The sequence below is a fragment of the Paraburkholderia sp. EG286B genome, assembly GCF_040965655.1.
In the GTDB taxonomy this organism is placed as follows: domain Bacteria; phylum Pseudomonadota; class Gammaproteobacteria; order Burkholderiales; family Burkholderiaceae; genus Paraburkholderia.
Genome location: NZ_JBFRCF010000006.1, coordinates 85703 through 109254, shown reverse-complemented (window position 1 = coordinate 109254; position 23552 = coordinate 85703). Strand labels below are relative to the sequence as shown.

Here is a 23552-nt window from a genome sequence, read left to right as displayed (position 1 = left end):
TGGCTGAAAGGCGCGTGGATATGCGTCTTGGGCGATTTTGCAAGCGCGGTTGCGGCATGGCCTGCACGTGCTTTGATAGCTAAAAAGCCCGCCAGGCGGGCGTTTGGCGGCCGCCTGGGGTCCGATGAAAAATTCGAGGATTTCCTCGAAAATGGTTTGCAAACCGTTATGCGATTGTTTTAAACGTTTGCCTGCTTGCGTTGTGACGCCGAATAAATCGCAAAAAAAGATGAGCACGACGGCCAGTTGCCACGTCGTGCCCATCGGTTTGGTGCTGGCGCGACCCAGTCGCGCGGTTTGCGCGACTGACTCGCCGGCGATCACGCGATCGAACGCTTTACCACGCTGGCGATCGCCTCGGCGTAATGCAGCGTGTCGCGCTCCTCGCGGGCCTCGACCATCACGCGCAGGACCGGCTCCGTCCCTGAGGCACGAATCAACACACGACCCTTGCCCTTCAATTCTGCCTCGGCGGAAGCGATCGACTGCTGGATCTCGGCGTTGCCCTTCCAGTCGGCGCCCTGCGCGATGCGCACGTTGATGAGCTTCTGCGGAAACAGCTTCACGCCGTCGAGGAGCTGCGCGATCGTCTTGCCGCTGCGCTTCATCGCCGCGAGCACGAGCAGCGCCGAGACGATGCCGTCGCCGGTCGTGTGACGGTCGAGCGACAGGATGTGGCCCGAGCCTTCCGCGCCGAGCTGCCAGCCGCGCTCGCGCAGTTGCTCGAGCACGTAGCGGTCGCCCACGTTCGCACGCACCAGTTGCACGCCGAGGCCTTCGAGCGCCTGTTCCACCGCGAGATTGGTCATGAGCGTGCCCACCGCCCCTTCCACCTTGCCGTCGGTCGCGATGCGGTCCTTCACGAGCACGTAGAGCAGCTCGTCGCCGTTGTAGAGGCGGCCCTGGGCATCGACGATCTGGAGCCGGTCGGCGTCGCCGTCGAGTGCGATGCCGAGGTCCGCGTGATTCGCACGCACCGCGCGCACGAGCGCGTCGGGCGCGGTCGCGCCCACGCCGTCGTTGATGTTGAAGCCGTTCGGCGACACCCCGATCGGAATCACGTCCGCGCCCAGCTCATGGAACACGTGCGGCGCGATGTCATAAGCCGCACCGTTGGCGCAGTCGATCACGAGCTTCAGGCCGCGCAGATTGAACGCCTGCGGGAACGTGCTCTTGCAGAACTCGATGTAGCGGCCGCCCGCGTCGTGCAGGCGGCGTGCGCGGCCAAGCTGCTCGGACGGCGCGCAGGCGAGCGGCTGCTCGAGCTGCTCCTCGATCAGCGTCTCCACCTCGTCGGGGAGCTTGTTGCCGTCGGCGGAGAAGAACTTGATGCCGTTGTCGTAGTAGGGATTGTGCGAGGCGCTGATCACGACGCCCGCGGCGAGCCGCAGCGCGCGCGTGAGATAGGCGATGCCGGGCGTCGTCATCGGACCGGCCAGCATCACGTCGATGCCCGCAGCCGACAGCCCCGCTTCCAGGGAGGCTTCGAGCATATAGCCCGAAATACGCGTGTCCTTGCCGATCAGCACCGACGGGCGCGGCCCGGATGCCGCAGCCGCCCCCGCGAGCACCTTGCCCGCGGCATAGCCTAGCCGAAGCACGAAATCGGGCGTAATCGGCGCCTCGCCGACCTTGCCACGCACCCCATCAGTTCCGAAATAACGACGTCCCATCTTTCTACCCCTCGGTTTGGTGCTGCTTTGTCCTGTATTGTGGCGCCTGGATCTGCTCCGGCGCACTTCGCGCCCGCCGGCGTTCTGCGGGCGATGGCTCAGTCTTGTGTAGCCGACGTAGCGGCGGACATCGCGTCGCGCATCGCCGCCCAGACCTTGAGTGCGTCCACGGTGGGCGCCACGTCGTGCACGCGAATGATCGACGCACCGCGCTCCGCCGCGCACACGGCCGCCCCGACGCTCGCCGCCACGCGCTCGGGCGCGGGCCGGTTCACGAGCGCGCCGAGCATCGACTTGCGCGACATGCCGGCCAGGATCGGATACGGCGCGACACCTGCCGCAACCTCGGGCGCCGTCGCGGGCAGGTGCGCGAGCAGCGCGTAATTGTGCTCGACCACCGACTTGCCGAAGCCGAAGCCCGGATCCACGCTGATACGCGCCTTCGCCACGCCCGCCGCTTCGAGTTCGGCACAACGCCGGGCGAGAAACTCGCGCACCTCGCGTACGACGTCCGCGTAATCGGGCTCGCCCAGTTGCATCGTCTGCGGCTCGCCGAGCATGTGCATCACGCACAGCCCGCAGTTGCTCTCGCGCACGGCCTCGATCGCGCCGGGCATCCGGAAACCCCAGATGTCGTTGATCATGTCGGCGCCCGCCGCCAGCGCCGCGCGCATGACTTCGGGCTTGTACGTGTCGATCGACAGCGGCACGTTCGCGCCCTTGAGCTTTTCCACCAGCGGAATCACCCGTTCGAGTTCCTCGTCGAGCGGCACGGCCGGCGCGCCGGGGCGCGTCGATTCACCGCCGATGTCGATGATATCGACGCCGTCGAGCATCATCTGCTCGGCGCGGCGCAAGGCGTCGCCGAACGCGATATAGCGACCGCCGTCGGAAAACGAGTCGGGTGTGGCGTTGAGGATCCCCATGACGAGCGGACGCTCGAACGTCAGCGTGAAGCGGCCGCACGCGAGCGGTTCAGGTGGGAGACTACCTTGCGAGGAGATGTTGGGCACGTCAGAAAACGTCAGATGTGTAACGAGATGCGGCGGCACAGCGGCACGCCAGAAATGCAAAACGGGCCGATGTGAACTTCACACCGGCCCGCAACTTTACTCGATAAGGATCACGCCGGTGCGGTCGCGCTACCGGGCTTGACTTCGGTGCCCGTGCTGCCGCCCGACGATGCGTCGCCCGGCGACGGCGTGCTCTTCGGCGAGCGAGGCGGACGGCCGGCCATGATGTCGTTGATCTGGTCGGCGTCGATCGTTTCCCACTCCATGAGGGCCGCGGTCATAGCTTCGACCTTGTCGCGGTTCTCGTCGAGCAGGCGCTTCGCGAGGTTGTACTGCTCGTCGAGCACGCGGCGGATTTCCGCGTCGACCTTCTGCTGTGTCGCTTCCGAGATCGCACGCGTGAAGCCCTTGCCGAACGGGCCGCCGTCGTTGTCGTCGTCGGCGTAGACCATCGGTCCGAGCGCGTCGGTCATGCCGAAGCGCGTGACCATGGCGCGGGCCGTTTGCGTGGCCTTGTTGAAGTCGTCCGAGGCGCCCGTGCTGATCAGGTTCATGAACAGCTCTTCCGCCACACGGCCGCCGAACAGGATGGCCAGACGATCCAGCAGATAGTCCTTCGAGTACGTTTCGTTGTCGTGCTCCGGCAGCTGCCACGTCACGCCCAGCGCGCGACCGCGCGGGATGATCGTGACCTTGTGCACCGGGTCCGCCTTCGGCAGCAGCTTCGCGATCACCGCGTGACCCGACTCGTGGTACGCCGTGGCGCGCTTCGCTTCTTCGCGGATCACCGCCGACTTGCGCTCCGGACCCATGAAGATCTTGTCCTTCGCGTCTTCGAAGTCCTGCATTTCGACGATGCGCTTGCCGCGGCGCGCCGCGAACAGCGCAGCTTCGTTCACGAGGTTCGCAAGATCGGCGCCCGAGAAGCCCGGCGTGCCGCGTGCGATCACCGCTGCATCCACGTCGTTGGCGATCGGCACCTTGCGCAGGTGCACCTTCATGATCTGTTCGCGGCCGCGGATGTCCGGCAGGCCCACATAGACCTGGCGGTCGAAACGGCCCGGACGCAGCAGCGCCTTGTCGAGCACGTCAGAACGGTTGGTTGCCGCGATCACGATGACGCCCGAGTTCGCCTCGAAGCCGTCCATCTCGACCAGCATCTGGTTCAGCGTCTGCTCGCGCTCGTCGTTGCCGCCGCCCATGCCGGCGCCACGATGGCGGCCGACCGCGTCGATTTCGTCGATGAACACGATACACGGCGCGTGCTTCTTGGCCTGCTCGAACATGTCGCGCACGCGGGCCGCGCCCACGCCGACGAACATTTCGACGAAGTCCGAACCCGAGATGCTGAAGAACGGCACCTTCGCTTCGCCGGCAATGGCGCGTGCCAGCAGCGTCTTACCCGTACCCGGAGGGCCGACGAGCAGCACGCCGCGCGGAATGCGCCCACCCAGCTTCTGGAATTTTTGCGGATCGCGCAGGAAGTCGACGAGCTCGGACACCTCTTCCTTCGCTTCGTCGCAGCCGGCGACGTCGGAGAAGTTGACCGCGTTGTTGTTCTCGTCGATCAGGCGGGCGCGCGATTTACCAAAGGAGAACGCCCCGCCTTTGCCGCCCCCCTGCATCTGTCTCATCATGTAGAACCAGAACACGATGATGAGTATGGTCGGCCCGAGGTAGTACAGCGCGGAAACGAGCGCGTTCGGCTCTTCATCGGCCTTGCCGCTCACCTGCACGCCATATTTCATCAGGTCGCCGACCATCCAGATGTCGCCTGGGGAGACGATCTGGTATTTCTGGCCATCAGCCGGAGTGACCGTGAGGTTCCGCCCCTGCACCACGACGCTCTTGACCTTGCCGTTCTTCGCGTCGTCCATGAACTGCGAATAGGAAACGCCTTCCTGGACACGGGGCTTGTCGAACTGCTTGAACACCGTAAACAGCACCAGTGCGATTACCAGCCACACTGCTGCCTTCGAAAACATGTTGTTGTTCAAAGCACCACTCCTTCACTCATAGATGGGCGCCTACATTTGCCTTGCGACTGCGACACCACCAAAGCATTCTAATCCAGTACACGGACCCCTGCCATAACGTTTCGCTACCGCAGGAATAGCCCGAGCGCCTTGTCCGGACCGCCTCTCGGGGTCATTTTGCGACCAGATTGCGCCATTTGCACGGCAATCATGCCCCGTTTAACAGGGACGCTTCAGATGTTTACCCAATATAAACGTTTCGGACGATTTATCACGCGAAGCCTTCGGTTTGCGCGCCGCCACGACCTTGAACTGCTGCTTGAACTTCTCGACGATCTGACTGTAACCGCTGCCGTGGAAGCATTTGACTAAAAGGGCTCCATCGGGTTTCAGATGATTCTGCGAGAACTCGAGCGCGAGGTCGCACACGTGCTCGATACGCGCCGCGTCGGCCGACGCGACCCCCGAGAGATTGGGCGCCATGTCCGAAATTACAAGGTCGACCGGGCGGCCGCCCACCAATTCTTCCAGTTGCGCGAGCACGTCGTCCTCGCGGAAGTCGCCTTGCAGGAACTGCACGTCGGAGATGGGTTCCATCGGCAGGAGATCGAGCGCGATGATCGTGCCGTCGATGCCACCCTGCCGCTCTTCGTCGCGCTTCGTGCCTTGCGCGAGCTTGTTGCGGGCGTACTGACTCCAGCTGCCGGGCGCCGCGCCCAGGTCCACGATCACCATGCCGGGGCGGATCAGCTTGTCCTGCTCGTCGATTTCCTTCAGCTTGTAGGCAGCGCGGGCACGATAGCCCTCCCGCTGCGCCATTTTCACGTACGGATCGTTGATATGGTCGTGCAGCCACGACTGGTTGAAGCGATTTTTTGCCATTAAAGATGAACTCTTGCTGCGTGATTCCGCGCTTTTAGCGGATAATACGCGTTTTATTCGTGCGGCCGTCGCGGCCCGCCTGGCCGGATGTTTGTTGCTCCGCCGGCGTTTTTTGGCCCGCGCCCTGCCGTTCCCCACGGTTTTCCGTTGTTCCGACGCGCTTTGCCCGCTGGCGGCCCGCTTTTCGCGGACCGCAATCCACGTCTGCCCAGGTTGTCAATTCACGCCTGTCGACCCGCGCGGCGCCGTCATTTTAGTCGAGTCTGCCACATCCCATGCCCGCCCTCACTCTTTCCGCCGAGCAGCGCTCCGAGCTGCGCTCCCAGGCTCACGCGCTCAAACCGGTCGTGCTTATCGGCGCCGAGGGACTGACCGACGCTGTCCTCAAGGAAATCAAGGTTCACCTGGCCGCCCACCAGCTCATCAAGGTGCGCGTGTTCGGCGACGAGCGCGAAGAGCGCCTCGCGATCTATGAAGAGATCTGCGACCGCCTGAGCGCCGCCCCGATCCAGCACATCGGCAAGCTGCTCGTCATCTACAAGCCCGAGGAAGCCAAGGCGAAGGCCACGACCGCGCGCGCCGGCGCCCGCGGCACCGTGTCGCGCCCGGCCGCCGACGTGCCGAGCGCGCGCGAAGCGGGCAAGCGTGGCGCCGCGCCGCGCACCGTCAAGGTCGTCAAGGCCAGCGACAACCCCATGCGCAAGCCGAAGGCGCAAAAGGTGACGGTCAAGGGCAACGAGCGCGTCACGCAAGGCGGCAACATCAAGCGCGCCAAGAAGCGCCAAACCAGTTCCAAGCGAGCCCACCAGGGTTCGAAGTAAAAAAGCGCGGCCTTCGAGCCGCGCTTTTTTTCGCCTGAACCGGCTTCAGGCCACTTTCAGCGCGGCGCGGTTTCCATGCGCTGCGCCAGCGTGCCGCGTGCAGAAGGCAGCAGCCAAACGAGCCACGCACCCAGCAGGCTCTGCACGAGATAGAACAGGCTCGACACGCCGTGCAGCAAGCCGAAGCGGCTCGCATACGGCGAACTGGCCACGTCCATGCCCGCGCTCATCGCCTGAACGCGCAACGCGTTCATGAACGGCTGCAGCGCGAAATAGCCGATCAGCACGCACAGCAGCATCACGGCCAGAATCCAGCGCAGCCGGCGATAGCCCAACGCGCCGCGGCGCACGAGCACGCTCGAGAGCCCGAGCAGCAGCACGCCGCACACCACGCCGATCAGGCCTTCGAGGCGAAACAGCTGCGCGGCGAGTTCGCCGGCCACCGGCCTTTCGAGCGATGCGAACAGCACGGGCGCGACCGCATAGCCGATGGTCAGCTGACTGCCGACCCACAGCATGGCGAGCAGCCCGAAGAGCCGGTGCGGAACGAGCGAAACGGGAGTGGCGGAACCCACGTGGCTTGCAGTACTCACGTCGACGCGCCCTCAGACGTAGCGAACCTCGATGACCTCGTACTCGCGCACGCCGCCAGGGGCCTGCACTTCGGCGACATCGCCTTCGGACTTGCCGATCAGCGCACGCGCGATGGGCGAGCTAACCGAGATCAGGCCGTGCTCGAGATCGGCTTCGTCGTCGCCGACGATCTGGTAGGTCACCGTCTTGCCCGAGTCGAGGTCTTCGAGATCCACGGTCGAGCCGAACACCACGCGGCCGTCCGCTTCGAGCGTGGCCGGGTCGATGATCTGCGCGGCCGCCAGCTTCGACTCGATCTCGGCGATGCGGCCTTCGATGAAGCCCTGCTTTTCCTTTGCGGCGTCGTATTCCGCGTTTTCCGACAGATCGCCCTGCGCGCGCGCTTCCGCGATCGAATTGATGACCGCCGGACGCTCGACGGATTTCAGGCGCTGCAACTCTCCGCGGAGTTGGTCTGCACCGCGCTTGGTCAAGGGAATCGTGCTCATAAACAACTCGTACGGCCCACGAGGGCCTAAAGGAGACCGCGCCACGCACGCTTGTCGCGCACGTTGCGGCCATAAAAAAATTCCGCGGTTAAGTGCATCCCGCGAGGGCGGCTGCGCGGTCTGGCGCAGCCTGAAAACCCTGTTGGGACGCCGCTTAACCGCGGCACATTCAGCTTTTGTAGCCTGCCTCGTCGAGCGTTAGACAGACAATTGAAGCCTTAGTTTAGGCGAGCATGGAGGCCTTGTAAATCATAGACTTCCAGGTTCTTCAGGTAGCGCAGACCCTCGACGGCCGCGCGTGCGCCCGACATCGTCGTGTAGTAGGTGACCTTGTTGGCCTGCGCGCTCATGCGGATCGAACGCGAATCGGCGATCGCCGAGCGGGTTTCGTCGACGGTCGTGAAGACGAGCGAAATCTCGCCGTTCTTGATCATGTCGACGATGTGCGGACGGCCGTCCTTCACCTTGTTCACGACCTTCACCGGCACGCCGGCCGCCTCGATCGCGGCAGCCGTGCCGCGCGTGGCGACGATCGGGTAGCCGAGTTCGTGCAGCATGCGCGCGACTTCGACAGCCTTGGGCTTGTCGGCGTCCATCACGGTGATGAAGACGGTGCCCGACTCCGGCAGGCGCGAGCCCGCTGCGAGCTGCGACTTGAAGAGCGCTTCGCCGAAGGTCTTGCCCACGCCCATCACTTCGCCCGTGGAACGCATTTCCGGTCCGAGCACCGGGTCGACGGTCGGGAACTTGATGAACGGGAACACCGCTTCCTTCACGCTGAAGTACGGCGGCACGACTTCCTTCGTCACGCCCTGCTGCGCCAGCTTCTGGCCGACCATCGCACGCGCCGCGATCTTCGCGAGCGGCAGGCTCGTGGCCTTCGAAACGTACGGCACGGTACGCGAAGCGCGCGGGTTCACTTCCAGCACGTAGATGATGTCCTTCTTCGAACCATCGTCCTGCGGCACTTGCTGGATCGCGAACTGCACGTTCATCAGGCCGACCACGTTCAGCGCCTTGGCCATTGCGGCGGTTTGACGCTTGAGTTCGTTGACCGTTTCCTTCGACAGCGAGTACGGCGGCAGCGAGCAGGCCGAGTCGCCCGAGTGCACGCCCGCTTGCTCGATGTGCTCCATCACGCCGCCGATGAACACGTCCGTGCCATCGGAGATGCAGTCCACGTCGCATTCGATCGCGTCGTTCAGGAAGCGGTCGAGCAGCACCGGCGAGTCGTTCGACACCTTCACGGCCTCGCGCATGTAGCGCTCGAGGTCGCGCGGCTCGTGGACGATTTCCATGGCGCGGCCGCCCAGCACGTACGACGGACGCACGACGAGCGGGTAGCCGATTTCGTCGGCGAGCTTGAGCGCTTCGTCTTCGGCGCGTGCCGTGCGGTTCGGCGGCTGGCGCAGGTTCAGGGCCTGCAGCAGCTTCTGGAAGCGCTCGCGGTCTTCTGCGGCGTCGATCATGTCCGGCGACGTGCCGACGATCGGCACGCCGTTCGCCTCGAGGTCGAGCGCGAGCTTCAGCGGCGTCTGGCCGCCGTACTGCACGATCACGCCAAGCGGCTTTTCCAGGTCCACGACTTCGAGCACGTCTTCGAGCGTGAGCGGTTCGAAGTACAGGCGGTCGGACGTGTCGTAGTCGGTCGAAACGGTCTCGGGGTTGCAGTTGACCATGATCGTTTCGTACCCGTCTTCGCGCATGGCGAGCGCGGCGTGCACGCAGCAGTAGTCGAACTCGATGCCCTGGCCGATCCGGTTCGGGCCGCCGCCCAGCACCATGATCTTCTTGTTGCTGGTCGGGTTCGCCTCGCACTCTTCCTCGTAGGTCGAGTACATGTAGGCGGTCTTCGTGGCGAACTCGGCCGCGCAGGTGTCCACGCGCTTGTAGACCGGGCGCACGTTCAGTTCGATACGGCGCTTGCGCACATCCGTGGCGTTGCTGCCGAGCAGCTTCGCGAGACGGCGATCCGAGAAACCGCTTTGCTTCAGGAAACGCAGCTCGTCCTTCGAGAGGCTTTCGAGCGTGCGGCCCTTGACGGCCTCTTCCTTCTTGATAATTTCTTCGATCTGCGCGAGGAACCATGGGTCGATCGCGGTTTCTTCGAAGATCTCTTCGCGCGTCATGCCCACGCGGAATGCGTCGCCCACGTACCAGATGCGGTCCGGACCGGCTTCGCCGATCTCGCGGATGATCTCGTCGCGGCTGGTGGTTTTTTCGTCCAGACCGTCCACGCCGACTTCGAGGCCGCGCAGCGCCTTCTGGAACGACTCCTGGAACGTGCGACCGATCGCCATGACTTCGCCCACCGACTTCATCTGCGTGGTCAGGCGCGGGTCGGCTTCGCGGAACTTCTCGAACGCGAAACGCGGAATCTTCGTGACGACGTAGTCGATAGTCGGCTCGAACGAAGCCGGCGTCTGGCCGCCCGTGATTTCGTTCTTGAGCTCGTCGAGCGTGTAGCCCACGGCCAGCTTCGCCGCGACCTTGGCGATCGGGAAGCCCGTGGCCTTCGAAGCCAGCGCCGACGAACGCGACACGCGCGGGTTCATTTCGATCACGATCATGCGGCCCGTGCGCGGGTCGATCGAGAACTGCACGTTCGAGCCGCCCGTATCCACGCCGATCTCGCGCAGCACCGCGAGCGAGGCGTCGCGCAGGATCTGGTATTCCTTGTCGGTGAGCGTCTGCGCCGGCGCAACCGTGATCGAGTCGCCGGTGTGGATGCCCATCGGGTCGAGGTTTTCGATCGAGCAGACGATGATGCAGTTATCCGCCTTGTCGCGGACCACTTCCATCTCGTATTCCTTCCAGCCGAGCAGCGACTCTTCAATCAGCAGTTCGCGCGTGGGCGAGAGGTCGAGACCGCGCTTGCAGATCTCTTCGAACTCTTCACGGTTGTAGGCGATGCCGCCGCCCGAACCGCCGAGCGTGAACGACGGACGGATCACGACCGGGTAGCCGCCCGTGCCGGTGGCTTCGGCGATTTCGCCTTGCACCTTGAGCGCCTCTTCCATCGAGTGCGCGACGCCCGACTTCGCCGAGCCAAGGCCGATCTTCGTCATCGCGTCCTTGAACTTCTGGCGGTCTTCGGCCTTGTCGATGGCTTCCGGCGAAGCGCCGATCAGCTCGACGTTGTACTTCTTCAGCACGCCGTGGTGGTGCAGGTCCAGCGCGCAGTTCAGCGCGGTCTGGCCGCCCATCGTCGGCAGGATCGCGTCGGGGCGCTCCTTCTCGATGATGCGCTCCACCACTTCCCACGTGATCGGCTCGATGTAGGTGACGTCGGCCGTGTTCGGGTCGGTCATGATCGTCGCCGGATTGCTGTTGACGAGGATGACCTTGTAGCCTTCTTCACGCAGCGCCTTGCATGCCTGCGCGCCCGAATAGTCGAACTCGCACGCCTGGCCGATGATGATCGGACCCGCGCCGATGATGAGAATGCTCTTGATGTCTGTCCGCTTGGGCATAACGCTCTCGCTAAATATTCCTGTGTCTTTTACGTCTGACGGCTCGCGGTGACTCAGCTTGCCGCCCGGGTGCGCGCGTGGGCCGTTCTTCGAACCGGCTCGCTGCGCACCCTGCTCTGCTCTTGCGCTCGAGGCGGCGCTTACGCCGTCTTGGCCTTGTCCATCAGCGCCGTGAAGCGGTCGAACAGATAGCCGATGTCCTGCGGACCCGGCGACGCTTCCGGGTGGCCCTGGAAGCAGAACGCGGGCTTGTCGGTCAGCTCGAAGCCTTGCAGCGTGCCGTCGAACAGCGAAACGTGCGTGACGCGCGTGTTCGCGGGGAGCGTCGCGGCGTCCACCGCGAAGCCGTGGTTCTGCGACGTGATGACGACGCGGCCGTCGGCGAGATCCTTCACCGGATGGTTCGCGCCATGGTGGCCCGTCTTCATCTTCATGGTCTTCGCGCCCACGGCGAGACCCATGATCTGGTGGCCGAGGCAGATGCCGAAGGTCGGGATGCCGCGCTCGATGAAAGCTTGCGTCGCCTTGATCGCGTAGTCGCACGGTTCCGGGTCGCCGGGGCCGTTCGAGAGGAACACGCCGTCCGGGTTCAGTGCGAAGGCGTCTTCAGCCGTGGCTTGCGCAGGCAGCACCGTGACGTCGCAGCCGCGCTCCGCCAGCATGCGCAGGATGTTCTGCTTCACGCCGTAGTCGAACGCCACGACCTTGTACTTCGGCGCCGATTGCGTGCGGTAGCCTTCGCCCAAACGCCATTCGGTGGTGTTCCACTTGTACGGCTTGTCGGTCGAGACGACCTTCGCGAGGTCCAAGCCCGCGAGGCCCGGGAACGAGCGCGCGAGTTCGATGGCCTTCGCTTCGTCGTCGGAGCCTGCGAGGATCGCGCCGTTCTGCGCGCCCTTGTCGCGCAGGATACGCGTGAGCTTGCGCGTATCGATGCCGGCGATGGCGACCACGCCTTCGTCCTTCAGATACTGGCCGAGCGTGCGCTCCATGCGGAAGTTCGAGGCGAGCACGGGCAGGTCGCGGATGATCAGACCGGCGGCATGGACTTTCGTGGCTTCGACATCTTCGGCGTTGACGCCGACGTTGCCGATATGCGGATACGTGAGGGTGACGATCTGGCGAGCGTAGCTCGGGTCGGTCAGGATTTCCTGATAACCGGTGATGGCCGTGTTGAACACGACTTCACCGATCGTATGACCCGGCGCGCCGATCGAGTAACCACGAAAGACCGTGCCGTCGGCGAGCGCGAGCAGAGCGGGAGAGAATGACGGCAACACGGGAGACTCCTTGGGGGAGCACCCTGTGCCGACCTGTTATCCGACGTTGCGATCTTGCGACCTGTGGGAGCGGCTGCGGCGTCGGCCCCCCTTTCCGTGAGGATCAGGATGCGCGCGCGGCTCGCTCGCTTGCGCGACCTCTTCGTGCGGTCGACCGTTGTGGCGCCGGGCCACGAGCGCGCGTTTGTGACGCAGGATCGGGCGGCAGCCGGCCAGTTGACGATGAAGCGCGGGCGGCGGATGAACGGATGGGAGGAGGTAGGCGCTAGGGTGCGGGTTGATAAGCTCAAACCTTGAAATTATAGCGCGAAAGTCACCTTTCCTTCAAATTTCAGGATGACGCTGGCGACGGGGAGCGTGCTCGCAGCCCGGTGCGCGGCGCTTTCCACTATAGCGGGCGGGAGCGCGGCGGCAAGCGCCGCTCGAAGTGTTACCCATGTCCCCGCACACCTGTTACCCATGTCTGCGCTCACACCCACCAATGAAAACGCCGCCACCTGGCGGGGTGACGGCGTCAAACACAACAAAAACGGAAAAGTGATCGGAGCGAAATACCATGCGCTGCCCCCGCAACGCATGTTTGAGCACCCTTCGCCAGCCGCTATTTTGTATGGTGTTTCTGCGTGTGGGTTTCGGCCTTCGGGCGGCTCGCCGCACCCTTCGACGCCTTGCTGGGCGCAGCGCTGACCGTCTTTGCCTTGACAGGTTCGGAAACCTTGACAACCTCGGTGCGCGCGCGACCGTGCTTCTTATCGTATCGCGACTTCGACCCGGTGTCTGCAACGCGGGTGCCAATTCGCTGCACGCCACCACCAGAAACGTTCGTTGCCAGACGCTCCGGCCCGGGTTCGCTCGGCATCGCCTTGTTGACCGGCACGTGCAACACCAGCACCTGGCCCGGCGCAACGTAGTCGCGGCGGGTCTTGTTCCATGCCTTCAACTGGCCGAGCGACACGCCATAGCGGCTCGCCACCGCTTCCATCGACTGCTTGCGGCGCACGCGGATCAGCATCTTGCGCGTGTCGGGCACGTCCGGCTCCATGGCCAGCACGGCGCTTTCCGCCACGTCGGCGCTGATGTCCTCGTCGTCGCCGTCGTCGGTGCGCGGCACCACGAGCGTCGAGCCCGCCTTCAGTCGCATGCCCGCCGGAATCTTGTTCACCGACATCAGCGTGTCGGCGTCCACGCCGATCTTCTGCGCGATCGCCGCCGGCGTGGCGCGCGAGTCGGTCGTGTAGACGGTCCACGACGAAAGCTGGCCGGAATAGGCCTTCAGGTTGCGCTCGAACGCGCTCGCGTTGTCGAACGGCAGCAGGATCTGCGGATCGGTCGCGCCGAGAATCACGGGCTTCTTGAACGACGGGTTGAGCGAGCGGAACTCGTCGGTCGTCATGTTCGCGAGCTTGGCGGCGACGTCCACATCGATGTCGTGCGAGGTCGTGACCGTCACGAAATACGGGTGGTTCGGAATGGACGGCAGCGTGAGCCCGTACTGCTGCGGGTTCATCACGATGTTCTTGACCGCCTGCAGCTTCGGCACGTAGTTACGTGTTTCGCTGGGCATGCGCAGGCTCTGGTAGTCGGTCGGCAGGCCCGCCGCCTCGTTGCGCGCGATGGCGCGCTGCACGTTGCCCTCACCCCAGTTGTAGGCGGCCAGCGCGAGATACCAGTCGCCGAACATGTCGTGCAGGCGCGAAAGATAGTCGAGCGCGGCGCTGGTGGAGGCCAGCACGTCGCGGCGCTCGTCCTGCCACATGTTCTGCTTGAGGTTGTAGGTGCGGCCCGTGCCCGGCACGAACTGCCACATGCCGGCGGCCTTCGCGACCGACAGCGCCTGCGGGTTGTAGGCGGACTCGATGAACGGCAGCAGCGCGAGCTCGGTAGGCATGTGACGCGCCTCGAGCTCTTCGACGATGTGATAGAGATACTTCTGCGAACGCTCGGTCATGCGCGCGACGTAGTCGGGCCGCTGGGCGTACCAGTTGGCGTTCATGTCGACGAGGTCGCTCTGCAGGTCGGGCATCTGGAAGCCGCGGCGAATGCGCGCCCAGAGATCGGCGTCGGGACTCGTCAGCTGATCGACGGAGCCTTGATCGACGTTAATGGTTTCTTTCGCAGCGGAGGTCTTACGAATGAGGTCGGCGTTGGCCTGGGCGTTGGCTGGTGCTAGAGAAGTCGCAGACGGTCCCCCGCTCGCACAGGCGGCGAGCATGAGGACCAGCAGCGCACTGATTATGAATCGCATGAAAATCTACATCCGCATGGCTGGAATTTGCAGCCGATAGTACGGAACGCGTCCGTTTCCGTCAATCGGAATTATTGGAAAAAAAGCCATGAAATCCGCAGCTTGGGCGTGATTCCATACGATTGGGTTGAGCATGCCCCCTGACCCGGCTGGGTCAGCGGAACCGATTCTTCCATTCACGCATCATTGCGAAAGCCGCCAGCCGGTCCGGCACCGATTCGTGCAGCGCCTCGGTGAGCGCGGCTTGCACCGCCGCATCGCCCGCGCGCAGGAAAGGATTGACGGCGCGCTCGTGCGCGATCGTCGTGGGCAGCGTCGGCACGCCGCGCTCGCGCAGCGCCGCCGCCTCGCGGCTCCAGTCGCGCAGATCGGCGTTCTCCGGATCGCAGGCGAGCGCGAAGCGAATGTTCGACAACGTGTATTCGTGTGCGCAATGCACATGGGTATTGCCGGGCAGCGCCGCGAGCGCGTCGAGCGAGTCGAGCATCTGCGCGGGGGTACCCTCGAAGAGGCGGCCGCAGCCGCAGGCAAAGAGCGTGTCGCCGCAGAACACGTGAGGCGTGCCGGCGGCATCCGCTGCCTGGAAATAGGCAATGTGGCCACGCGTATGGCCAGGCACGTCGATCACCGTCAGGTCGAGCGCGGGTGCATCCAGATGGACGGCGTCGCCGCCCTTCACGCGCGTGACAAACGCATCGAGCGGGCCGAGCGCCTCGCCGGCCGGGCCATATACGGGCACGCGGGCGTCGTCGAGCAGATCCGCCACACCGCCGACATGGTCGTTGTGGTGATGGGTGAGTAAAATAGCGACGAGCCGCCAGCCGCGCTTCGCGAGGTACGCGCGAACCGGAGCGGCGTCGCCCGGATCGACGGCAACGGCATTCCGGCCGTCCGAAACGACCCAGATGTAATTGTCTTCAAACGCCGGAACCGGTACGTACTCGTAGGCGCACGCATCGCTCGAACGCGCGTACTCAAGCGGACTCTTCATGGGGCGACGTATTCTTCGACATGTCTGACCGATTGATTATAGACTGGCCCGCCTGGACCGCCTCACCCGCTGGCAGGTATGTGCTCGGCTGGGAGCAGGAGCAGCTCGACCGCGTGGTGTCGAACATATTCGGCTACCATGCGCTGCAGCTCGGCCTGCCGCAGCTCGACGCCCTGCGCGAGAACCGCATGTCGTGCCGCGGCCTCGTGCTTGACGCCGCCAGCGCCGCGAGCGCGCCCTACTCCGTACCCGGCGCGGCGGCCCATGCGCACCCGAACGGCGGGCAACCGTCGCCCGACGCGGGCGGCGCAACCCCAGACCGCGCCCCGGCTGCGGGCGGCAGCACGTTGCTTCACGCGCCCGCGGGCCGCAGCGCCGTCTGGTGCGACTTTCTCGATCTGCCGTTCGAGGCGCAGAGCGTCGACCTCATCGTGATGCCGCACACGCTCGAATTCACGAGCGACCCGCACCGTCTGCTGCGCGAAGCCGAACGTGTGCTGATGCCCGAAGGGCAACTGCTGATCGTCGGCTTCAACTCGCTTTCGCTGTGGGGTGCGCGCCAGTCGGTCGGCAAGCTGACCGGCCATCCGTTCCTGCCCGCGCGCCAGGACCTGATCGCCTTCACGCGCCTGAAAGACTGGATCAAGCTGCTTGGCTTCGAGCTTGAACGCGGGCGCTTCGGCTGCTATCGTCCGCCGCTCGCGACGGACCAGTGGCTCGGCCGCTACGGCTTCATGGAAGCCGCCGGCGACCGCTGGTGGCCGATTTTCGGCGCTATCTATATGGTGACGGCGATCAAGCGCGTGCGCGGCATGCGCCTCGTCGGCCCACTGAAGGTCAAGAAGCCGGTGCTGGCCGCGAGCCTGAAGCCCGCGGCGACCACGCCTTCCCCAACACGCAACAAGGACTCATGAGCACACCCGACTTCGTCGAAATCTTCACGGACGGCGCCTGCAAGGGCAACCCCGGCCCCGGCGGCTGGGGCGCGCTGCTGCGCTTCGGCGCGCAGGAAAAAGAACTGTTCGGCGGCGAGGCCGGCACGACCAACAACCGCATGGAGCTGATGGCGGTGATCGCCGCACTCGACGCGCTCAAGCGCCCGTGCAAGGTGATCGTGCACACCGACTCGCAGTACGTGCAAAAAGGCATCAGCGAGTGGATTCACGGCTGGAAGAAGAAGAACTGGATGACGGCCGCCAAAACGCCGGTCAAGAACGACGACCTCTGGAAGCGCCTCGACTCGCTCGTCGCCCAGCACGAGATCGAGTGGCGCTGGGTGAAGGGTCACGCCGGCCACCCCGAGAACGAGCGCGCCGACGCGCTCGCGAACCGCGGCGTCGCCACGCTCGCCGAACTCTGAGACCGCGGCTTTCCAGGACCGCTTCGCGGCTGCCTCACGCTTTCACGCCTTACAAGACATGCGCCAGATCATTCTCGATACCGAAACCACCGGCCTGAACGCCCGCACGGGCGACCGCATCATCGAAATCGGCTGCGTCGAGCTGGTGAACCGCCGGCTCACGGGCAACAACCTGCATTTCTACGTGAACCCGGAGCGTGACAGCGACCCGGGCGCACTCGCCGTGCACGGCCTCACGACCGAGTTTCTCTCCGACAAGCCGAAGTTCGCCGAAGTCGCGGACGAGATCCTCGACTTCATTCGCGACGCGGACATCATCATCCATAACGCGCCGTTCGACATCGGCTTTCTCGACGCCGAACTCGCGCTGGTCGGCAAGCCGGGGTTCAAGGAGCACTGCGGCGAGGTGATCGACACGCTCGTGCAGGCCAAGCAGATCTTCCCCGGCAAGCGCAACTCGCTCGACGCCCTGTGCGACCGCTTCGGCATCAGCAACGCGCACCGCACGCTGCACGGCGCGCTGCTCGACTCGGAGCTGCTCGCCGAGGTGTATCTCGCGATGACGCGCGGCCAGGAAAGCCTCGTGATCGACATGCTGGGCGAGCACGCCGCACCCGGAGCGGCCGCCGCGCCGCGCATCCAGCTCGGGTCGATCGATCTGCCGGTGATCATGGCGAGCGACGAAGAAATCGCCGAACACAACGCCGTGCTCGACGGCCTCGACAAGGCGATCAAGGGGACATCGGTTTGGCGCACCGAGCCGGCTCCCGCCGAAGCCAATGCGGCCGATGCGCAAAATGCTTAAAAAGGGCTTTACAAGAGCGAAAACACCCTGCATAATCTCAATCTCTTCGGGTGGTTAGCTCAGCGGTAGAGCACTGCCTTCACACGGCAGGGGTCACTGGTTCGATCCCAGTACTACCCACCAGAATTCCTGGTGTTGGTAACGACAAACACCGAAGAATAAAAGGCCTCGTTGCGAAAGCAACGAGGCCTTTTGCTTTGGGCTTCGGCTTTACGCGAAACATCCGATCGGCGCGCTTCACTGTCAGCAATCCGAATCAACCAATAGAACGGGTTTTCTGTTTCGCAGCGAAATTGACGACCTGAGTGCGCCCTACTCGCCGCCGGTATCGAGACCGATGCCGCGCGCCATGCCCGTGGCCGCGAAAACCATCACGACGAGCAAGAGCGTCTGCCATCTGCCGATAAGTGCGTATTTCCGCGCGCCGGTGAGATCCGGCACGTCGCCGCGCCGCACGGCGAGGCGCCAGCGCAGCAGCGCCATCATGGGGACGATCTCGAGCAGAAGGATCAGCACGAGCGCGGCCATCTTCACGAGAAAGAGCGGTTCGTGGATGTAGTACTCGGCGCCCTTCTCGAAACCACCGAACGCACGCATGGCGCCAGTGACGATCAGGACGACCGCCGAGCCGCCCCAGCCGTTGTCGGCGCTGAAGATCATCGGCAGGTCTTCGGTGGACGTGCAGCGGCGCAGGCCGCGCGTGCGCCGCAGGATCGAAGCGAGCGCGAAGCCGAAGGCGAGCAGATGAACGGCAGCGAGCAACCAGCGTATCGGCATTGCAACTCCTTCCGGTGGACGACAGGAACGGCAAGCAATGGTAAAGCGGCTAGTGCGCGGATGGCGCGCAATGCGGCCGGGCAGCGGGTCGTCAGGCCTGCCTGAGCGCGGCGTCGAGGGCGCGTGCAGCCGTGCGGTCGCCTTCGGAGGCGAGCCCCACGCGAAACACAGTCTGACGGTTGTGGCCCGCCGCAGCGGGCGAATCCCAGAGCAATTCGATCTTTGCGCGGCGCGCAGGCTTGCCCGCGGGCGCCGCAGCAGAGGATGCGGATGCCGGCCGCTGCGCAGCGGGCGCGCCCGGCTCAGGCGTGGCCGCAGACTGGCCGGCCCCCAGCGCCGCGGTGGAATCCGCAGAATCCACCGAATTTGCGGCATCCGAAGCAGCAACCGGTTCGGCGACGCCACCCGCGGGCGCAGGATCGTCGGTCTGCGGCGGCGCGGGCAAGAGCGCGGGTCCGGACGCAACGGCCCCGCCCCGCGGCGCGCCGGAGAGCCAGCGCACCGACAGCTCGCGGGCATCGTACTGGCCGACCTTGCGGCTCTCCTGCCAGACGACCGTCGTGCGCGTCGCGGCATCGATCGACACGGCGAAGCGGCCGATCGCGAAGCGCCGCGCCGCGAAGTTGCTGCGCCAGAGAGCGCGCGGCCGGCAGATCCAGACCACGGCCGCATAGAGCGCGGGCGCGGCCACGAGCCAGCCGTTGGTGTCGGCCACGGCGTGGAAGGTGCGCCGCCAGCCGGCGGTCCAGACGAACACGCCGATCGAGCCGATTGCGAACAAGAAGCCGAGCACGCCGAAAAAGCGCAGCGCCTGACGCAGCCACTGGGGCAGCGGGTGAAACGGCCGCTCGACGCGCGCCCTGGCGCCCGGCAGCACGATCAGCAGAAACAGGAAGACGAGATTCAGGCTCGCCGCCGGCGACGACGCCATGCCTTCCAGCGCGGCGACGAAGTTCATTTGCGCCATGGAGTGCAGCCAGCGCGCGAGGATCACGAGCCCGATCGCGCGCAGCGCGAAAAGCGTCCCGGCCCCGGGTACGGTGGCCGTGGGCGTCGGTCGGGTTCTGGCCAAGGGTATTCTCCTCTGTCGACCAGAGTCGACGCTTTAGCGTCTTACTCTGGTCCCATGCATAGCTGTTGCCCGGAGTCGACGCTTTAGCGTCTTACTCCGGTCCCATGCAAAGCTGTCGACCAGAGTTCGCGCTTTGGCACGTCACTCTGGTCCCATGCAAAGCACGCTTTCGTGGGCGCCGCGGATTTTACGGCACGGCCATTATAGGGACATTAAGCGTGCGCCTCACCCGCCGCCGCCGCGAATGCGACAACGCCCCGGTGCATAGGCACCGGGGCGTTGGAAAAGCGGGAAAACCGGGCGCGCCGCAGCGCATCCAGTTTCGGTCGTACCTTAGCCGGCGTTGACTTCGCGCAGCACGGTGCGATGCTTCTGGCGCAGCAGTTCTTCGTACACGGCCACGTAGTTGCGTGCCATCACCTTCGACGAGAAGCGCGCCTCGAACGCAGCGCGCACCTTCTCGCGCGACAGCGTCGACAAACGCTTGACCGCCGCGACTGCGCTGATTTCGTCTTCCACGACGAAGCCCGACACGCCGTTCTCGATGACTTCCGGCACCGAGCCGCGCTTGAACGCGATGACCGGCGTACCGCAGGCCATGGCTTCGATCATGACGAGGCCGAAGGGCTCCGGCCAGTCGATCGGGAACACCAGGGCATGCGCATTGCCGAGGAACTCGCGCTTTTCGTGCTCGCCGATTTCGCCGATGTACTCGACATGCGGCAACGCCATCAGCGGCTTGATGACTTCTTCGTAGTAGGCGCGGTCGGCCTTGTCGATCTTGGCGGCGACCTTGAGCTTCATGCCCGCCTGGCCGGCGATGCGGATCGCGCGGTCAAGGCCCTTCTCCGGCGAAACGCGGCCGAGGAATGCGAGGTAGCCGGGCTCGACGTTCGGAATCGGCGTGAGCACGTCTTCCGGCAGGCCGTGGTACACGGTCTGCTGCCAGTTGGCTTGCTGCAGCGGAATGCGCTGGTTGTCCGAGATCGACACCACCGGCACGTCGTTGAACGCATTGAACACCGGCTGCAGTTCGGGCAGGTCCAGACGGCCGTGCATGGTCGTGACGAACGGCACCGGCTGGCGCTGGAACAGCGAGAACGGGTAGTAGTCGATGTGGAAGTGCAGCACGTCGAACTCGTCCGCGCGGCGGCGAACTTCTTCGAGCAGCAGCATGTGCGGAGCCATCACGTCGCGAATCGTGGGGTCGAGGCGCAATGCCTGCGGCCAGAACGCTTCGAGCTTTGCCGAGGTGATCGAATCGCCGCTGGCGAACAGCGTGACGTCGTGGCCCTGTTCGACCAGCGCTTCGGTCAGGTAGGAGACCACCCGTTCCGTGCCGCCGTACAGCTTGGGAGGAACCGCCTCGTGCAACGGAGCGATTTGAGCGATTCGCATAGTGGTGAACTCCTTCCTCGTAATAAATCGGGCAATAGACTGCAAATTTGACAATCGACCTATGCAGGCTGCGGCTTCCTTGTCGCCACGCGCCTTACAGGCGTTCCATACCGCTAACCGCGCCGGAAATCCGGACACAGACCCGACGCAGTTGTGAAGCGGCAAGAGAGCGCACACGCGGCGGTTCAGGCGGTAAACGCGCAGGGTTCGCGGCCGTTGACACAGAAGCTGTCAAATTCCCTACGCTGTCCGAGTCGGCATTATCCCGGTCCAGGGTAAATACCGGCTAGATCATTTCAAAGTCTTTACGTTGTTACAAACCGGAAACACTCCGCAACCCATTGTTTTCCAAGAGAGTTCTAGATTGGGTGCTGCGCTGCGGGAAGCAACTGCGCGAGATTGTCGCGGCCCTTGTGCGCATGAATCGATCCTGCTCGTTTCCTGGTTCGCAACCGGCGGACAGCGTGTTGCGAGCAAGCACAGCGCTTTTCCGAATGCAATCCGTAATTCTATCTCTAAAACACCTATCTCTAAAACGGTCCACGATTCCTGTTGAACCTCCACTGCAACAACGTGTCCCCAATCTGTATCCCGCGCTATCGTGTCGCGATATGATGCGCGTCCGCCGGGCACAGGCGGTGCGCGAGACCCATGGGGTGTTTACAATGCGGTAAGTCCGCCTTCGTTGCCGTGCGCCCGAAGCCGTTCGTCGCCTCAGCGCCCGCCATCTTCCTTGAACTTGCACGGACGAAATTCCGTCAGACCGACCACCCGATCAATTGGAACATCTGACCATCGCTCAGCGTAACGCCCACAACGCAAAGCTTGCGAGCTATGCGCGGCACCCGCTCGCGTTCCTTTTCCGCTACATCAAGCGCCATCCGTTCGCCCACACTGTCGTGCTCGCCAGCGTGTTCGCGGCAGTCGGTTGCGCGCTTGCGTCGCAGTACGCCATCAAGCATCTGATCGACGTGCTCGGAGCGGGACGCCATCATCCGGGCCCGCTGTGGACCGCGTTCGCCATCCTCGTCGGCCTGATCGCCGCCGACAACCTGCTCTGGCGGGTCGGCGGCTGGTTCGCGGCGCACACCTTCGTCGCCGTGACGGGCGACCTGCGGCGCGACCTCTTTCAGTATCTGAGCGGACACTCGCCCACTTACTACGCCGAAAAACAGCCCGGCACGCTCGCCAGCCGCATCACGGCGACGTCGAACGCCGTCTACACGGCCGAGAACACCACCGCCTGGAACGTGCTGCCGCCCTGTATCGCCGTGGCCGGCGCGATCGTCATGATCATCGCCGTGAACCCGCTGATGGCGGCGGGGCTCCTGCTCTGCTCGGCGATCCTTTCGGTGATCCTCTTCAAGCTGGCCGGGCGCGGCTCGTCGCGCCACCACACCTTCGCCTCGAAAGCGGCCGCGGTGGATGGCGAGCTCGTCGACGTAATCGGCAACATGGCGCTCGTGCGCGCTTTCGGCATGACGTTCCGCGAGCAGAAGCGCTTCGGTTCGACCGTCAAGGCCGAACTCGACGCGCGCCGCTCGAGCCTGCTCTACCTCGAAAAGCTGCGTCTGCTGCACGCCGTGATCACGGCCATGCTGTCCGCCGGCCTGCTCGGCTGGGCGCTGTGGCTCTGGGATCAGGGCAAGGCGACGTCGGGCGACATCGTGCTGGTCAGCTCGCTCGGTTTCACGATCCTGCACGGCACGCGCGATCTCGCCGTGGCGCTCGTGGACGTGACCCAGCACGTGGCACGCCTCGCCGAGGCCGTGCAGACGCTGCTGGAGCCGCACGGCATGCCTGACCGCGACGACGCCAAGGAGCTCGTGGCCCAGGGCGGCCGCGTCGATTTCGAAGGCGTGACCTTCGCGTATCCGCACCGCAAGGCGATCCTCGACCATTTCGACCTGCGCATCGAGGCCGGTCAGCGCGTGGGCCTGATCGGCAAATCGGGCGCGGGCAAGACCACGGTGCTCGCGCTGCTGCAGCACTTCTACGACGCCCAGGGCGGCGCGATCAAGATCGACGGCCAGGACATCGCGCACGTCACCCAGGACAGCCTGCGCCATGCCATCGCGCTCGTGCCGCAGGACATTTCGCTGCTGCACCGCTCGATCTACGAAAACATCGCCTACGGCCGCCCCGAGGCGAGCCGCGAGGAAGTGCTCGCCGCGGCCCGCGAGGCGCGCTGCGCCGAATTCATCGAAGCGATGCCCGAGGGCTACGACACGATCGTGGGCGACCGCGGCGTGAAGCTGTCGGGCGGCCAGCGCCAGCGCATCGCGATCGCGCGCGCCATTCTCAAGAATTCGCCGATCCTGCTGCTCGACGAAGCCACCTCGGCGCTCGACAGCGCGTCCGAAGAGGCCATCCAGCAGGCGCTCGACCGGCTGATGGTGGGCCGCACGGTGATCGCGATCGCGCACCGCCTCTCCACGCTCAACAACTTCGACCGCATCATCGTGATGAGCGCGGGCAAGGTGATCGACGACGGCAGTCCGGAAGAGCTGCGCAACCGTCCGGGCCTCTACCGCGACCTCCTCGCCAAGCAGTACGGCAAGCAGTCCACGCTGCATCTGGGCAGCAAGAAGGCCGACGAAAAGCACGTGGCCTGACACCACCACCGCGCAGGCAGGCGCCTTGCCCGCTGCGTCTCGCCCCGGACGCCCAAACGCAAAAAAGCCGCTTCAGTGCATCGACTGAA

The 23552-nt window shown here is 64.8% G+C and carries 18 protein-coding genes and 1 tRNA gene; 6 read left to right on the top strand and 13 right to left on the bottom strand.

The window, feature by feature from the left end:
- Positions 1–320 precede the first annotated feature (320 nt).
- From glmM to AB4Y42_RS14650, 4 genes are all read right to left on the bottom strand, one after another.
- Positions 321–1673: a phosphoglucosamine mutase gene (gene glmM / locus AB4Y42_RS14665; protein ID WP_342921884.1), complete on the bottom strand. Its 1353-nt coding sequence runs from the start codon at positions 1671–1673 to the stop codon at positions 321–323.
- A 98-nt stretch (positions 1674–1771) separates the two neighbouring features.
- Positions 1772–2677 (bottom strand): dihydropteroate synthase, encoded by a 906-nt coding sequence (gene folP / locus AB4Y42_RS14660; protein WP_368694743.1) that lies wholly within the window; start codon positions 2675–2677, stop codon positions 1772–1774.
- Between the two features lie 119 nt (positions 2678–2796).
- On the bottom strand, positions 2797–4683 hold the full coding sequence (gene ftsH, locus AB4Y42_RS14655) for an ATP-dependent zinc metalloprotease FtsH (RefSeq protein WP_133183568.1): 1887 nt from the start codon (positions 4681–4683) through the stop codon (positions 2797–2799).
- Positions 4684–4881: 198 nt separating this feature from the next.
- On the bottom strand, positions 4882–5544 hold the full coding sequence (locus AB4Y42_RS14650) for an RlmE family RNA methyltransferase (RefSeq protein WP_368686721.1): 663 nt from the start codon (positions 5542–5544) through the stop codon (positions 4882–4884).
- 275 nt (positions 5545–5819) lie between these two features.
- Between AB4Y42_RS14650 and AB4Y42_RS14645 the strand changes: the two genes are divergently transcribed.
- Complete coding sequence (locus AB4Y42_RS14645; protein ID WP_368686587.1) at positions 5820–6365, top strand: YhbY family RNA-binding protein; 546 nt, start codon at positions 5820–5822, stop codon at positions 6363–6365.
- Between the two features lie 56 nt (positions 6366–6421).
- On the opposite strand, the gene AB4Y42_RS14640 is transcribed toward AB4Y42_RS14645, so the two are convergent.
- The 6 genes from AB4Y42_RS14640 to gloB all read right to left on the bottom strand — a co-directional run bounded on the left by AB4Y42_RS14640 (position 6422) and on the right by gloB (position 15436).
- A complete protein-coding gene (locus AB4Y42_RS14640) occupies positions 6422–6883 on the bottom strand; it encodes a DUF4149 domain-containing protein (RefSeq protein WP_368694742.1) in 462 nt (153 codons plus the stop codon).
- A gap of 87 nt (positions 6884–6970) precedes the next feature.
- Entirely contained in the window at positions 6971–7447 is a 477-nt protein-coding gene (greA, locus tag AB4Y42_RS14635; protein ID WP_042261359.1) for a transcription elongation factor GreA, read from the bottom strand.
- Between the two features lie 218 nt (positions 7448–7665).
- Positions 7666–10920 carry a carbamoyl-phosphate synthase large subunit gene (carB, locus tag AB4Y42_RS14630; protein ID WP_368694592.1) on the bottom strand — a complete coding sequence of 1085 codons (3255 nt, stop codon included), beginning with the start codon at positions 10918–10920 and terminating at the stop codon, positions 7666–7668.
- 140 nt (positions 10921–11060) lie between these two features.
- Entirely contained in the window at positions 11061–12200 is a 1140-nt protein-coding gene (gene carA, locus AB4Y42_RS14625) for a glutamine-hydrolyzing carbamoyl-phosphate synthase small subunit (protein WP_368694591.1), read from the bottom strand.
- A 601-nt stretch (positions 12201–12801) separates the two neighbouring features.
- The gene (locus tag AB4Y42_RS14620) at positions 12802–14445 is read right to left on the bottom strand and encodes a transglycosylase SLT domain-containing protein (protein ID WP_324160201.1); all 1644 of its coding nucleotides are present in this window, start codon (positions 14443–14445) and stop codon (positions 12802–12804) included.
- Positions 14446–14599: 154 nt separating this feature from the next.
- A complete protein-coding gene (gene gloB / locus AB4Y42_RS14615; RefSeq protein WP_368686591.1) occupies positions 14600–15436 on the bottom strand; it encodes a hydroxyacylglutathione hydrolase in 837 nt (278 codons plus the stop codon).
- Positions 15437–15456: 20 nt separating this feature from the next.
- Here gloB and AB4Y42_RS14610 point away from each other — a divergent pair, with 20 nt between their 5' ends.
- The 4 genes from AB4Y42_RS14610 to AB4Y42_RS14595 all read left to right on the top strand — a co-directional run bounded on the left by AB4Y42_RS14610 (position 15457) and on the right by AB4Y42_RS14595 (position 17724).
- Positions 15457–16350, top strand: a complete 894-nt coding sequence (locus tag AB4Y42_RS14610) for a class I SAM-dependent methyltransferase (protein ID WP_368686592.1) — start codon at positions 15457–15459, stop codon at positions 16348–16350.
- Positions 16347–16796 carry a ribonuclease HI gene (rnhA, locus tag AB4Y42_RS14605; protein WP_069262548.1) on the top strand — a complete coding sequence of 150 codons (450 nt, stop codon included), beginning with the start codon at positions 16347–16349 and terminating at the stop codon, positions 16794–16796. Before AB4Y42_RS14610 ends, rnhA begins: the two co-directional genes overlap by 4 nt.
- A gap of 58 nt (positions 16797–16854) precedes the next feature.
- Positions 16855–17601, top strand: a complete 747-nt coding sequence (gene dnaQ / locus AB4Y42_RS14600; RefSeq protein WP_368686593.1) for a DNA polymerase III subunit epsilon — start codon at positions 16855–16857, stop codon at positions 17599–17601.
- Positions 17602–17649: 48 nt separating this feature from the next.
- Positions 17650–17724, top strand: a tRNA-Val gene (locus tag AB4Y42_RS14595).
- Positions 17725–17913: 189 nt separating this feature from the next.
- On the opposite strand, the gene AB4Y42_RS14590 is transcribed toward AB4Y42_RS14595, so the two are convergent.
- From AB4Y42_RS14590 to AB4Y42_RS14580, 3 genes are all read right to left on the bottom strand, one after another.
- On the bottom strand, positions 17914–18378 hold the full coding sequence (locus tag AB4Y42_RS14590; RefSeq protein ID WP_368686594.1) for a DUF2214 family protein: 465 nt from the start codon (positions 18376–18378) through the stop codon (positions 17914–17916).
- Positions 18379–18469: 91 nt separating this feature from the next.
- Positions 18470–19450 (bottom strand): hypothetical protein, encoded by a 981-nt coding sequence (locus tag AB4Y42_RS14585; RefSeq protein ID WP_368686595.1) that lies wholly within the window; start codon positions 19448–19450, stop codon positions 18470–18472.
- A 333-nt stretch (positions 19451–19783) separates the two neighbouring features.
- Entirely contained in the window at positions 19784–20848 is a 1065-nt protein-coding gene (locus AB4Y42_RS14580; RefSeq protein WP_368686596.1) for a glycosyltransferase family 4 protein, read from the bottom strand.
- 779 nt (positions 20849–21627) lie between these two features.
- Between AB4Y42_RS14580 and AB4Y42_RS14575 the strand changes: the two genes are divergently transcribed.
- The gene (locus AB4Y42_RS14575; RefSeq protein WP_368686597.1) at positions 21628–23463 is read left to right on the top strand and encodes an ABC transporter ATP-binding protein; all 1836 of its coding nucleotides are present in this window, start codon (positions 21628–21630) and stop codon (positions 23461–23463) included.
- The last annotated feature ends 89 nt before the right edge of the window (positions 23464–23552 follow it).